At 71.3% G+C, this 12261-nt stretch carries 10 protein-coding genes and 2 pseudogenes; 6 read left to right on the top strand and 6 right to left on the bottom strand.

Annotated features, from left to right (window positions below):
* Window positions 1-123: 123 nt before the first annotated feature.
* Together DSY14_RS23870 and DSY14_RS23865 are read right to left on the bottom strand one after the other, a co-directional pair.
* Window positions 124-1129, bottom strand: a pseudogene (locus tag DSY14_RS23870) (neutral zinc metallopeptidase).
* Window positions 1126-2085 (bottom strand): neutral zinc metallopeptidase, encoded by a 960-nt coding sequence (locus tag DSY14_RS23865; RefSeq protein ID WP_307851316.1) that lies wholly within the window; start codon window positions 2083-2085, stop codon window positions 1126-1128. The pseudogene DSY14_RS23870 and the gene DSY14_RS23865 overlap by 4 nt, the downstream one beginning before the upstream one ends.
* 117 nt (window positions 2086-2202) lie before the next feature.
* Here DSY14_RS23865 and DSY14_RS23860 point away from each other — a divergent pair, with 117 nt between their 5' ends.
* Entirely contained in the window at window positions 2203-4053 is a 1851-nt protein-coding gene (locus DSY14_RS23860; protein WP_211718859.1) for a DUF2207 domain-containing protein, read from the top strand.
* Between the two features lie 53 nt (window positions 4054-4106).
* On the top strand, window positions 4107-4532 hold the full coding sequence (gene dtd, locus DSY14_RS23855; RefSeq protein ID WP_211718858.1) for a D-aminoacyl-tRNA deacylase: 426 nt from the start codon (window positions 4107-4109) through the stop codon (window positions 4530-4532).
* 157 nt (window positions 4533-4689) lie between these two features.
* Here dtd and DSY14_RS23850 read toward each other — a convergent pair whose 3' ends face one another.
* The gene (locus DSY14_RS23850; RefSeq protein WP_211718857.1) at window positions 4690-5361 is read right to left on the bottom strand and encodes a pyridoxamine 5'-phosphate oxidase family protein; all 672 of its coding nucleotides are present in this window, start codon (window positions 5359-5361) and stop codon (window positions 4690-4692) included.
* Between the two features lie 68 nt (window positions 5362-5429).
* On the opposite strand from DSY14_RS23850, the gene DSY14_RS23845 reads away from it, so the two are divergent.
* Window positions 5430-7028, top strand: coding sequence for a PLP-dependent aminotransferase family protein (locus tag DSY14_RS23845; protein WP_211718856.1), 1599 nt, complete (start codon window positions 5430-5432; stop codon window positions 7026-7028).
* Here the strand turns inward: DSY14_RS23845 and DSY14_RS23840 are convergent.
* Window positions 7009-7707, bottom strand: a complete 699-nt coding sequence (locus DSY14_RS23840; RefSeq protein ID WP_211718855.1) for a response regulator transcription factor — start codon at window positions 7705-7707, stop codon at window positions 7009-7011. The genes DSY14_RS23845 and DSY14_RS23840 overlap by 20 nt on opposite strands.
* Window positions 7704-8870, bottom strand: coding sequence for a sensor histidine kinase (locus DSY14_RS23835; protein WP_374224049.1), 1167 nt, complete (start codon window positions 8868-8870; stop codon window positions 7704-7706). The genes DSY14_RS23840 and DSY14_RS23835 overlap by 4 nt, the downstream gene beginning before the upstream one ends.
* A gap of 148 nt (window positions 8871-9018) precedes the next feature.
* Here DSY14_RS23835 and phoU point away from each other — a divergent pair, with 148 nt between their 5' ends.
* The 3 genes from phoU (at window position 9019) to ispF (ending at window position 11165) form a co-directional block, all read left to right on the top strand.
* On the top strand, window positions 9019-9681 hold the full coding sequence (gene phoU / locus DSY14_RS23830; RefSeq protein WP_211718853.1) for a phosphate signaling complex protein PhoU: 663 nt from the start codon (window positions 9019-9021) through the stop codon (window positions 9679-9681).
* Window positions 9682-10180: 499 nt separating this feature from the next.
* Complete coding sequence (locus tag DSY14_RS23825; RefSeq protein WP_026129182.1) at window positions 10181-10663, top strand: CarD family transcriptional regulator; 483 nt, start codon at window positions 10181-10183, stop codon at window positions 10661-10663.
* 31 nt (window positions 10664-10694) lie between these two features.
* Window positions 10695-11165 carry a 2-C-methyl-D-erythritol 2,4-cyclodiphosphate synthase gene (ispF, locus tag DSY14_RS23820; RefSeq protein WP_211718860.1) on the top strand — a complete coding sequence of 157 codons (471 nt, stop codon included), beginning with the start codon at window positions 10695-10697 and terminating at the stop codon, window positions 11163-11165.
* A 330-nt stretch (window positions 11166-11495) separates the two neighbouring features.
* Here the strand turns inward: ispF and DSY14_RS23815 are convergent.
* Window positions 11496-12261: pseudogene (locus DSY14_RS23815) on the bottom strand (hypothetical protein); the annotation flags it as partial.

The raw sequence follows: 12261 nt of genomic DNA, 5'->3' as shown, positions 1-12261 counted from the left end.
CGGGTGGAGGGCCCGGGGAGGGGTTCGGCTGTATCCGGCATGTCAGCATCCTGCCACGCACCGTCGCGGTCCCACAGCGCGAATACCGGACCTGTGGACGGAGTCGATACCGGAGGAACGCGCTCACTCCACCAGGGACTCGTCCTCCAGGTCCCACGTGTTGCACGCGGCGGGGGACTGCTGTTCCCACCCGGCGCGGGTCCACCGCACGCTGTTCTCCGGGGCGCCGTGCGTGCGCTTCTCCTCCGGCTCGTCCGCGCGATCCGCGGTCGCCGACGCGTCGTCCAACAACACCTCCAGGTCGGTGTCGGACAACGGATAACTCACCCGGACCGATCCCAGGAACGCCCCGGCCAGGCAGTTGGCCTGGAGCTCGCTGCGGCGCGTCCAGGTGTTGCGGCCGGCGTCGTCCCGTTCCAGCTGGCGCTGTTCGTGGTAGTACTCCAGCAGCCCCGACTCGCCCTGTACGTGGTGCGCGTACTCGTGGGCCAGCAGCGACGCGTAGACCACGCTGTCCTCGGCCCCGTTCCACTTGTCCACCACGTCCTCGGTACCGATGTAGATGGCACCGCCGGCCCGACAGTAGAAGGCGCCCGCGGCGGAGGGGTAGGCGCGGCAGGGGCTGACCCCCGGTTCGGTCCAGAACACGCGGTCGGGCGGGCTGAAGGGGATCCCGGCCCGCTCGAACTGCGTCCGCCAGACGTCGTCCAGGCAGTCGGCGACCCCGTGCAGGAACACCTCCATGGACGCGGGTTCGTGCACGTCCACGTCGGGGACCGGGCACGGCAGTGGGCTCAGCCGCCCCGTCGTGTAGAGGGGGTTGGCGAGGAGCGCGGTCTGCCCGCTGGGGCGGTCCGGCACGGCCGTCCGCGACCGCCCCGTCCTGCCCGGGCTTGTCCTCGCCGCCCCCGCCGCCCTCGCCGTCCTCGGCGGGTTCGGCCACCGTGCCGGTCCCGGGGGACTCCTCCCCGTCCTGGACGGTGGTCCACGCCAGCAGCGACAACGCCAACAGGCCCACCAGGAGACCGCAGACCACACTGAACAACCGACGGCGGGTCCGGTGGGTGCGGCGCACGCGTGCCGACGGGGAGGGCCCGTCCGTCCCGTCGTGGTCCAGGGTCGCGCTCACCGCACCAGCTCCTCGCCCGCCTCCCAGGTGTTACAGGCGGCCGGGTCCCTTCGGTCCAGCCCGTGCGCGGTCCACAGACGCCCGTTCTCCACGGAACCGTGCGTGCTCGTGCCCGCGTGGTCGGATCTGCGGGCCACGTCGTCCAGGATGTTCTCGCGTTCGCCCGGACCGTAACCGAGGGAGTCCTCGGCGGAGCCGACGAACACGCCGCCCAGGCAGTTGGCCTGGAGCTCGTTGCGTCGGGTCAGTTCGTCGGCGGTCTCGGCGTCGGAGCCGGCCCGCAGCGCGTGGAACTCGGCGAGCATCCGCGACTGGCCCTGCACGTGGTGCCCGTACTCGTGGCTCAGCAGGAACGTGTACGCCTCGGGTTCGTCACTGCCCGCGGACGCCGCCACGATGTCCTTCACCCCCAGGTAGAGGCCCTGGTTGGCCTGGCAGTAGAAGGCCGCGGTGCCCTCGGTCGGGAAGGGGCCGCAGGGGCTGTGCCCCTCCGCGTACCAGTACACCCGGTTGGGCGAGCTGAACGGCAGCCCCGCCTCGTCGAAGTGGGCCGTCCAGGCCGTGTCCAGGCAGTCGGCGATGGCGTGGACGAACGCCTCCACGGAACGGGGGTCGTCCTCGTCCAACCGTGGTGGGGAACACGTCACCTCGCCCAGCTCGCCCGCCGCGTACAGCGGGTTCCGTCCGAGTGGGTCGTCGACCGGCGCGTCCCGGAGGTCGACCTGTCGCCCCTGCGCGTCCTCCGACATCAGTTCGGTGGGGTCGGTGCCCACCGGGTCGCCCCACGCCGGTTCGGCCCCCGGCAGCACCGTGGAGATGGCGAGGAAGCCGGTGAACCCGACCGCGGCCAACCCGGTGCCGAGCGACAGGGACACGCCCAACCCCATGCGCTGGAGGAGGCCGCGCCGTTCCGCCCACGGGTCGAGGTCCGGATCGGGGCGGCGTGCGCTCACCACGCGGTCACGTCCGTTCGCGCCGACGCGTCGGACGGCTCATGGGAACACCGATCCGCGGCGCCGCGGAAGGCGCCCTGCGGGCACGGTCCGAGGGAGGACCGGATAGGCTCTCGCGTCATGTGGTGGGTCGGCTCCTGGCGCCCGGCCGTCGCTTGGGCGACGGCCCTCTTCGTGTTCTCCTCGCTGATCACAGCGGTCACCGTGGCGTGGCCGACAGGGGAGGCGCACGCGGCGACGGCGGCCGCACCGATGACCACAGTACCGGGGCACACCGCGGCGGGCATCGGACCCCGTTCCGCGTCGGACCCGACCATCACCAACGAGATCGTCCTGGAGCTGGATCAGCACGGCGTTCTCAGTGGTGAGGAGTCCCTTCGCTTCGAGGGGGAGGCGCCCGCGACCTTCACCCGGGCGTTGACCGCCACCATGATCTACGACACCGACCACGACCGTCGCTTCGACATCACCGGGGTCTCCGCCGTCGACGCCGACGGGGCCACCCTCGACGTCGAGACCGAGGAGGCGGGCGGCGCACTGCTGGTGCACATCCCCACCGAGGGCACCCGGGGCGTGCGTCTGTCCTACCGGGTGGGCGGCACGGTCGGTGAGGTCGCCCAGGGCGTCCAGGTGGAGTGGCGCGCCGTGGGCGCCTACAGTCACCCGGTCCGCAGCACCGACGTCACCGTCACCGCGCCCCTACCGCCGGAGGCGCTCTCGTGCCTGGCGGGCGAGCCCCGCAGTTCCATGTACTGCACGGCCTCGGACATGGGCGACGAGGCGGTCGTCGCGCACTTCCTCCAGGCCGACATGGGGCCCGACGACCGGCTCGACATCGTCGTCAACTACCCGCCGGGGACGGCCGAGGGCGAACCCATCCTCACGCGACGCTGGTCCCTGGCCTCCGCGTTCAAGATCACCCCGGCCACCGCGAGTGTCTTCGGTCTGTTGCTGTTGGTGCTGGTGGGCGGTCTCATCGCGCTCATCCGGATCCGCGGACGCGACGAACGCGCCCTCCGCCGCGAGGCCTCCGAAGGCGACCACGCCCCGGTCGAACCGGGCGAGCACGGGCGCCTGCGCTTCCACGCCCCCGACGACGTCCACCCCGGCCAGATCGGCACCCTGGTCGACGAACGCGTGGACATCGCCGACCTCACCGCGAGCGTCCTGGACCTGGCGGTACGCGGGTACATCCGGGTCGAGGAGCTCCCGCACGAACACTTCACCTCGGTCGACTGGCGGCTGGTCCGTCTGGACGGGCCGCGCGGGGACACCCTGCTCGCCTCCGAATGGCTGTTGTTGGACGCCCTCTTCGGCGAGAAGCGCACCGTGCGCCTGTCCGAACTCGCCTCGCCCCGTCACTCCGAGGACCTGCCCGCCCGCATCGACCGGGTCCGCGAGGAGCTGTACCGGGACATGGTCCGGCTGAAGTGGTTCTCCCGCTCGCCCAGCCGGGTACGCGGTGTCTGGACCACCGTCGGCATGGTCACCACCGCCGGCGGCGTCCTGCTGACCGTGCTGCTCGCGGCCTTCACCAGCGCGGCCTTCACCGGTCTGGCCGTCATCATCGCCGGCGCGGCCGTCACCGCGGGTGCGCAGTACATGCCCGCCAAGACCGCCCTCGGCAGCTCCGTGTACGCGCACACCATGGGGTTCCGCGACTACCTGCTCAGCCCGCGCGCGCAGAGCGCTCCGGCCGGGCAACGGGTGGAGCTGTACTCGCGCTACCTGCCCTACGCGGTGATCTTCGATGACGTGGAGCGCTGGGCCAACATCCTGGCGGGGGCCGCGATCGCCGATCTCGAACCCGAGGAGCTCGACGGCGACGGCCTCCACTGGTACACGGGCCCGCGAGAGTGGCGGATCGAGGACTTCACGGACTCGATCACCACGTTCGTGGTCACCCTCACCGGCGTCATCACGAACACCCGACGTGCGCGGCTCCTCAACCAGCTGCAACGATCGCGGTAGGAGCGTCCCGGGTCGGGACGTCGAGCGTCGACGACGAGAACGAGGGGGAACCCATGCGCGCGGTCGTGCAGCGGGTGTCGCAGGCTTCGGTGACCGTGGACGGTGCGGTGGTCGGCGAGATCACCCGACCCGGTCTCATGGCCCTGGTGGGGGTCACCCACACCGACACCGCGGCGGAGGCCGCCAAGATCGCCCGCAAGCTGTGGACGCTGCGGATCCTGGAGGACGAGGAATCCTGCTCCGACACCAACGCCCCCCTGCTGGTGGTCAGCCAGTTCACGCTCTACGGTGACGCCCGCAAGGGACGGCGTCCCACCTGGCAGGCGGCGGCCCCCGGGCCGGTCGCCGCACCCCTCGTCGACGCCGTCGTCGAGGAACTGCGCGCCCTGGGCGCCGAGGTGGCCACGGGGGAGTTCGGTGCCCGAATGTCCGTGGGGCTGACCAACGAGGGCCCCTTCACCGTCGTCCTGGAGGTCTGAGCGGAGCCCGCCGCGGGCCGCCGCGCGCTGTTCCGCCCGCGCCCGTACCCGCGCTCTCCACGAGCGCGACCGTGCCGACCGTGCACCGCGGGTCCGCCCACCAGGGGTCCGGACCCGGGCCGGGCGTCGGGAGCCCGCGCGGGGGCGGACCCGTTCCTCAGCCGTCGGTCACACGGGCGCTCACGTGCGCGGGGACGGGCAGGTCGTGGGCCAGGTCCGGGTCCGTGACCGGCGGAGCGAACACGGTGCGCACCGGGAGCACCCCCGCCCAGACCGGGGTGTCGAGGTCCGCCGGTTCGTCGGCGGGCGGCCCCGTGCGCACCTTCACCGACGCCTCCGCCAGCGACAGGGCCAGCACCCGGGTCGCCGCCGACTCCTTGGCGTTCGGCCCGCGCACCGCGTCCCACCGCCCCGGGGCGAGCTGTTCGGTGATGGCGCGCAGCCCCGCCGCGTGTTCCTCGGGGTCGGTCACCACACGCGGCGTCCCGAAGACCATGGCCGAGCGGTGGTTCATCGAGTGGTGGAAGGCCGAGCGCGCCATCACGATCCCGTCCAGCAGGGTCACCGTCACGCACACCTCACCGCCCTCGCGCAGTGAGCGCGCCCCGGTGGATCCGTGCAGGTACAGGGTGTCGTCGATCCGGCCGTACCCCGTCGGCACCACCCGGGGCGCGCCGTCCACGACCACGCCCAGATGGCAGACGAGTCCCTCGTCCAGGAGCGCGTACAGCTCGGAGCGGTCGCTCCGGGCCTTGTGGGAGGAGCGCCCGAGCCGGGTGCGTTCGGTGGGGGAGAGCGGGCGTTCGGCCGCGGATTCCTTGGAGAGCATGCGTTCACCGTAGAAAGGAAGTGGACACCTCGACCATGGCCACTTTTCGCGGATAACAAAGGACCACTATGGCGCGACGTCTCACCGATCCGGCGGTCCGCCTGGACCGTTCCGACCCCACCCCGCTCACCGCCCAGTTGGCGTCGGAGCTGCGCACGGCCATGACCACGGGGGTGCTCCGGCCCTCCGAACGCCTGCCCTCCAGCCGCTCCCTGGCCACGCAGTTGGGGGTGAGCCGTACCGTCGTCACCGACGCCTACCAGCAGCTCTACGCCGAGGGATGGTTGGAGGGCCGACACGGCTCGGGCACCTTCGTCGCCGCGCACGAACCCCTGAGCCCACGGGCGCCGTCCGGGCCCGACCGCTCGGGCGCCGACACCGTCGACCACGGGCAGGTCGACCGGGGGCGCCCCTCCCGTGACGCGACCCGTCGCGAGGGCCGTATCGACCTGCTCCCCGGCGCCGCCTGGGTGCACGACCACGACCGGGCCGCCCTGCGCCGCGCCTGGCGGCACGCGGCCGAACACGTCCCCGACGACGACCCCGACCCGCGCGGGCGACCCCGGCTGCGCGCCCTTCTCGCCGAACACCTGCGTCGCGCCCGGGGGATCCGTGTCGGTCCGGAGAACCTCATCGTGACCCGGGGCACCGGCAACGGCCTCGACCTCGTGGCCGCGCTGCTCGGACCCGGGGCCCGGGCGGGCGTCGAGGACCCCGGGTACGGCAAGGCCCGCACCATCCTGGCCGCCCGCGGCGCCCACGTGGTCCCCGTCCCGGTCGACCGTGACGGGCTGCGCACCGACGACCTCCCCGAGGACCTCGATCTCGTCTACACGACCCCCGCGCACCAGTACCCGCTCGGTGGCCGGCTCCCCGTCCCCCGACGCGAGCGCCTGCTGTCCTGGGCCGCGCGCACGGGGGCGTGGGTGGTGGAGGACGACTACGACGCGGAGTTCCGCTACGACGTCGCGCCCCTGCCCGCCCTGTACGGGCTCGACCCCGCGCGGGTCGTCCTGCTCGGCACGCTCTCCAAGACGCTCGACCCCGATCTGGGCATCGGGTGGATCGTCGCCGCACCCGACCTGGTCCGCCGCCTGGCCCGCCTGCGGGCCGACCTGTCCGACCGCACCAGTGGTCCGGTGCAGGAGGCCACCGCCCTGTTGCTGGAACGCGGGGATCTGGACCGTCACCTGCGTCGCATGCGTCGGGAGTACGCCCGCCGTCGGGCCCTGCTCGTGGAGTACCTGGGACCGCGTCTGACCGGGGACACCGCGGGCCTGCACGTGCTGCTCCCCCTGCCGGAGGAGGCGGTCGACCCGGTGATCGCGGAGGCGGCCGCCGCGGGGGTCCTGGTCGAGGACACGCGTCGGACCAGCCACGCGGAACCACGTGTGCACGGGCTGGTCATCGGCTACGGCGCCGTCTCGCGCGCGCGGTTGCGGCGCGCCTGTGAGGTCCTGCTGCGCGCCGTGGAACGGTACGCCGGGCCGGTTCGATCGGGCACGGAACCCGGGAGGGGCGTGCGGGACCCGGCCGAGGAGGACCGGGGCCCGGGCGGTGGCGGGGCCACGGCCCGGGACTCCGGGGACACGGTGCGGCGGAGCACCGCGGCGGGGGAGTCCGACGAGGATCCCCCGTGGGCGGTCGCTACTCCACCTCGACGGTGACCGGCTCGAACTTGTAGCCGAGTCCACGCACCGTCACGATGTAGCGCGGGCTGCTCGGGTCCTCCTCGATCTTGGCCCGCAGGCGCTTGACGTGCACGTCGAGGGTCTTGGTGTCACCGACGTAGTCGGCGCCCCACACCCGGTCGATGAGCTGCATCCGGGTGAGCACGCGGCCGGCGTTGAGCAGCAGCACCTCCAGGAGCTCGAACTCCTTGAGCGGCAGCTGCACGTTGTCGCCGCGCACGGTCACCACGTGCCGTTCCACGTCCATGCGGACGGGGCCGGCTTCGAGGATGACGCTGGTCGGTTGTTCGACCTCGCCACGACGGCGCAGCACCGCGCGGATCCGGGCCACGAGCTCGCGGGAGGAGAACGGCTTGGTCACGTAGTCGTCGGCGCCCAGTTCCAGGCCGACGACCTTGTCGATCTCGGAGTCCTTGGCGGTGAGCATGATGACGGGGACGTTGGACTTCTGTCGCAGGGTCCGGCACACCTCGGTGCCCGACAGACCCGGCAGCATGAGGTCGAGCAGTACCAGATCGGCCCCGGTCCGGTCGAAGGTCTCCAGAGCCACGGTGCCCGTGGGGGCCACCGCGACCTCGAAACCCTCCTTGCGCAGCATGTACGACAGGGCGTCGCTGTAGGACTCCTCGTCCTCTACTACGAGTACACGCGTCACTGTGCCGTCTCCTGGTGGTTGTCGTTCCGGGGTACGTCGAACTCCCGGCTCTCGGGCCTGGGCAGACGCAGAGTGAACGTCGACCCCGACCCCTCCTTGCTCCACACGGTCACTTCGCCACGATGGTGGGTCATGATGTGCTTGACGATGGCCAGGCCGAGACCGGTACCACCGGTGGCCCGGCTCCGAGCGGCGTCCACTCGATAGAACCGCTCGAAGATGCGTTCCAGGTCCTGCTGGGGGATCCCGATGCCCTGGTCGGCGACGCTGATGTCGATGCTCGACCGGGAGATCCCCACGGAGACCGCCACCCGGGTGTTCTTGGGGCTGTAGGCGACGGCGTTGGTGACGAGGTTGCGCAGCGCGGTGCCGAGCATGGCCTCGTCGCCGAGTACGGTGAGCCCTTCGGCCCCGCTGCCGACCAGTTCGATCCCCTTGGCGTCGGCGGGCATGCGCACCGCGTCGATCGCCTCGTCCAGGACCGACTCCAGGTGGACCGGGGCGGGTTCGGCGATCGGCTCGGCGCCCTGGATGCGCGAGAGCGTGATGAGGTCCTGGATGACCGCGGTCAGCCGGGAGGCCTCGGTCTGCATGCGCTCGGTGAACCGGCGGACCGCCTCGGGGTCGTCGCTCGCGTCCTGTACGGTCTCCGCCAACAGGGACAGCGCGCCCACCGGGGTCTTGAGTTCGTGTGAGATGTTGGCGACGAAGTCGCGGCGGACCGCCTCCACCCGGCGGTGTTCGGTCTGGTCCTCGGCCAGGACCAGCACCAGGCCGGTGCCGCCGAGCGGGGCCACCCGCACGGCGAAGGACGTGGCGTCGGGGCCGAACTTGCGGACGGCCACCTCGATCTCGGTCTCGCGGATCACTCCGTCGCGTCGGACCTTGCGGGCCAGAGCCAGGAGCTCGCCGATGACGAGTTCCTCCCCGCGGACGATGCCGAAGGCCCGGGCGGCGGAGGAGGCGCGGAGCACCTTGTCCCCGGGGTCCAGGACCACGGCAGAGGACGGCAACGCGGAGAGCACCGCGGCGATCCCTGGAGGGAGGCCGGTGCCCTCCTGACTGGGCGGTGGTTCCAGTCGCTCCGCCCGCGTACGGAAGAAGGGACCGGCGACACCGACTCCGATGACGATGCCGAGAATGAGTCCGATGATGCCGGTCACGGCGGCGAGAAGTTCCCCTTGCACGATTCGATCGTAAACGTGCCGACTAGGGCTTTACCCGGTCAGGGCATGCGACACAACCGAGGTTCTTCCATCGTTCACCGATTCTTGGCCGATTCTTCAAACCGACACTGGGAGCATTGACGCCATGCGCGATACGTACCACGAGGATCTAGACAGCCTGAGTGAACGCCTCGTCGAGATGACGAGGCTCGCCAGGCACGCCGTCGCGCGTGCCACCACCGCCCTGCTGGACAGCGACCTGACGGCGGCGCAGGAGGTGATCTCCGGGGACGAGGCGATCAACCGCCTGGACCAGGACATCGAGGACACCGCCTTCAGCCTGATGGCCCGCCAGCAGCCGGTCGCCTCCGACCTGCGGACCATCATCACCGCCCTCTACATGCGGGGTGACCTGGAGCGGATGGGCGACCACGCCGTTCACCTCGCCAAGATCGCCCGGCGCCGGCACCCGGACTCGGCCATCCCCAAGCCGGTCCGCTCGATCGTCCTGGAGATGGGACACGAGGCGGAGCTGCTGGTCACCAAGGCCGGTGAGGTGATCTCGGAGAAGGACGCCGACACCGCCCTCGAACTGGACAAGGACGACGACAAGATGGACCGGCTGCGGCGCAAGCTGCTGCAGCGCATCCTCGCCCCCGGATGGGAGTACGGCGTCGAGGCGACCATGGACGTGACACTGGTCGGTCGTTTCTACGAACGCTTCGGTGACCACGCGGTGCACGTCGCCGACAACCTGGTCTACATGGTGACCGGAGAGAAGCGTGAGGATTACGAACCCGAGGTGTGACCCCTCCTCGACCGTCATCGGGCCCTGGGACATGCGTGTTCCGGGGCCCGCGGCGTTGTTCCCTGCAGTGGGAGGAGAGGCCGGTCCGCGACGCCGCGTCGGGAGGTCGCGGGAGCGGCGACGAGCGGGCGACGACGGGGTCGTGCCGGGCCTCATGGCACGGTGTGGAAGAGCGGGATGGGGGCGTCCGGGATCCGGACGCATCAAGGTAAGACCAACCCGGTCCGAAATAGTGATCTAGATCGCCATGGTCACTCGCGGAGCGTGCTCGTGCGAGGGCGAACCCTATCCCAAGTCCGCGGGCGCGTCATCGTGCTTCGGCTGGCCAGCGGGGGTTCGCGGCCTCTCGCGGCCGCTTCGGCCGGGCGCGCGACACTCCTCGGGTACACTTTGTCAAGCCCTAAAAAGTGTGGCTTGACCTGCGTGTTCGCAAAGCTATTAGGTACGTTAAGTCACAGATTCATGGTATCCTAGGGGGAGCGGAAGGGGTACCTGTCACATGGCTTTCAAGGTCGGCGACACTGTTGTCTACCCCCATCATGGGGCTGCTCGTATTGAAGCGATCGAGACTCGCACCATTAAGGGCGAGGACAGAACCTACCTCGTTCTGAGGGTTGACAAGGGCGATCTGACGGTGCGTGTGCCGGCCGCGAACGCCGAGGATGTCGGCGTTCGCGACGTGGTGGGGCAGGAAGGCCTGGACAAGGTCTTCGAGGTGCTGCGCGCACCTCACACCGAAGAGCCCACCAACTGGTCCAGGCGCTACAAGGCGAACCTGGAGAAGTTGGCGTCCGGCGACGTCAACAAGGTCGCGGAGGTCGTGCGCGATCTGTGGCGTCGGGACAAGGAACGTGGATTGTCCGCCGGTGAGAAGCGGATGCTCGCCAAGGCGCGGCAGATTCTCGTCAGCGAACTCGCGCTCGCGGAAAAGACCAACGAGGACAAGGCCGAGGCCCTCCTCGACGAGGTTCTGACGAACTGATAGTCGCGGAATCACGTAATTCATGACGAAAATGCCTCGGGTGGGCGTCGGAACCGACGTCCACCCGTTTTCTCCTGGACGAACACTTTTTCTCGCCGGCTTGGAATGGCCGGGAGAAGACGGTGTGAGCGGCCATTCCGATGGTGATGTCGCGGCCCATGCGGCCTGTGACGCACTGTTGTCCGCCTGCGGGTTGGGCGACCTCGGATCCAACTTCGGCACCTCCGACCCTCGGTGGAAGGGCGCCTCGGGCGCCGCACTGCTCACCGAGACCGTCGCGCGCGTGCACGCGGCCGGGTTCGAGATCGGCAACGTCGCCGTCCAGATCATCAGCAACCGACCCAAGTTCGCGCCACGGCGTGCGGAGGCGGAGAAGACGCTCTCCGAGGTCGTGGGGGCGCCGGTGAGCATCTCGGCGACCACCACCGACGGTCTCGGCCTCACCGGCCGAGGTGAGGGCATCGCGGCCGTCGCCAACGCCCTCTGTGCCCCCCGGGGCTGAGAACGCGTACACGCCACGTGTGGCCCCGCACCCGGCCGGGTGCGGGGCCACACGTGTGCGTGGTGCCGAGCGGCGGGGACACCCCGGTTCGCCGCTGATCCGGCCCGGGTGCGGTGGTCACCCACCCGCGCCGAAACCCCACTCCACCTCGGACGGTGCGGTCCTCAGCGGCACCGGAGGCCGACCCCGAGCGTGACCCCGGACGGGGCCGACGGCGGGGACAGGGAGGGAAGGGCCTCGACGGGCCGCGTCCCCCGCCGGAGCGGACGTGGGCCCCGGCGGACACACCTCGGCCCCGGAACCTTCGGGGTTCCGGGGCCGACGTGTGTGTCAGTGCTCCTCGGGCGGAAGCGGTTCGCTGCGCACCCGCCGGGAGGGCGGGCCCGAGGCGAAGTCCGGCATGGGCGGCCGCGGCGGCTTGAGCACCATGGGGCGCTTGCGCAGCGGTTCCGCCCGCCGCCGCGTGGGCGGTGCGGTCCTCTCGACCCGTTCCGGTTCGGGCGCGGACCGTTCCGCCGGTGTGTCGGTGGTCCCGCCCGCCGGGGACGCGGTCGCCGGGACGTCGTCCGCGGGCTCGCGGTCGGGCTCGACCTCGGTGACGGCCCCGGTCCTCTCCACTGTGTCGACCGCCGCCGGCGCTGTGCCTTCCCGGTCGCTCTCGACCGATCCGGGTCGGTGCTCGGGCTCCGACGCGGGGCGTGCGGCGCCCGGAGGGGCCGAACCCCACCGGAAGGCGGCGCGCACCTCCGGGCCGGTGTCGTGGTCCAGGGCGAGGCCGGCGATCGATCCGGTGCGCTCGGTGGTGGTCTCGACCGGCGGCGCGGACGCGCTCTCGGCGGAGACGTCCTCCTCGGGCGGGGTCCAGACCGGAGGTACGTAGTCCTCCAGCGCGGAGGTCACGGCGTCGTCGGTGGGAGGCTCCCACAGCGGCGTCTCCGCTGTGGCGGGCGCGTCGACGGGGTCCGCCTCCGAACCCGAGCCCCGCTCCGTCACCGGCTCCGCGGCCCGATCCTCCGTCGGTCGGTCCTCCACGGGGGTGGTGTCCCCCTCGGGGTGGCGTTCGGGGGAGGGGGTCGTCTCGGGCACGGCGTGCGCG

Source organism: Nocardiopsis sp. MG754419, assembly GCF_018207095.1.
GTDB lineage: Bacteria > Actinomycetota > Actinomycetes > Streptosporangiales > Streptosporangiaceae > Nocardiopsis.
Note: the sequence above shows the minus strand (reverse complement) of the source record. Positions and strands in the feature narration are given on the sequence as shown.

What these genes read in the sequence shown, in the direction of transcription:
- DSY14_RS23845 (WP_211718856.1), top strand. Translation starts at nt 5,430, where the DNA reads ATGGCGCGACGTCTCACCGATCCGGCGGTCCGCCTGGACCGTTCCGAC.
- phoU (WP_211718853.1), top strand. Translation starts at nt 9,019, where the DNA reads ATGCGCGATACGTACCACGAGGATCTAGACAGCCTGAGTGAACGCCTC.
- DSY14_RS23860 (WP_211718859.1), top strand. Translation starts at nt 2,203, where the DNA reads ATGTGGTGGGTCGGCTCCTGGCGCCCGGCCGTCGCTTGGGCGACGGCC.
- ispF (WP_211718860.1), top strand. Translation starts at nt 10,695, where the DNA reads ATGCCTCGGGTGGGCGTCGGAACCGACGTCCACCCGTTTTCTCCTGGA.
- dtd (WP_211718858.1), top strand. Translation starts at nt 4,107, where the DNA reads ATGCGCGCGGTCGTGCAGCGGGTGTCGCAGGCTTCGGTGACCGTGGAC.
- DSY14_RS23825 (WP_026129182.1), top strand. Translation starts at nt 10,181, where the DNA reads ATGGCTTTCAAGGTCGGCGACACTGTTGTCTACCCCCATCATGGGGCT.
- DSY14_RS23850 (WP_211718857.1), bottom strand. Translation starts at nt 5,361, where the DNA reads ATGCTCTCCAAGGAATCCGCGGCCGAACGCCCGCTCTCCCCCACCGAA.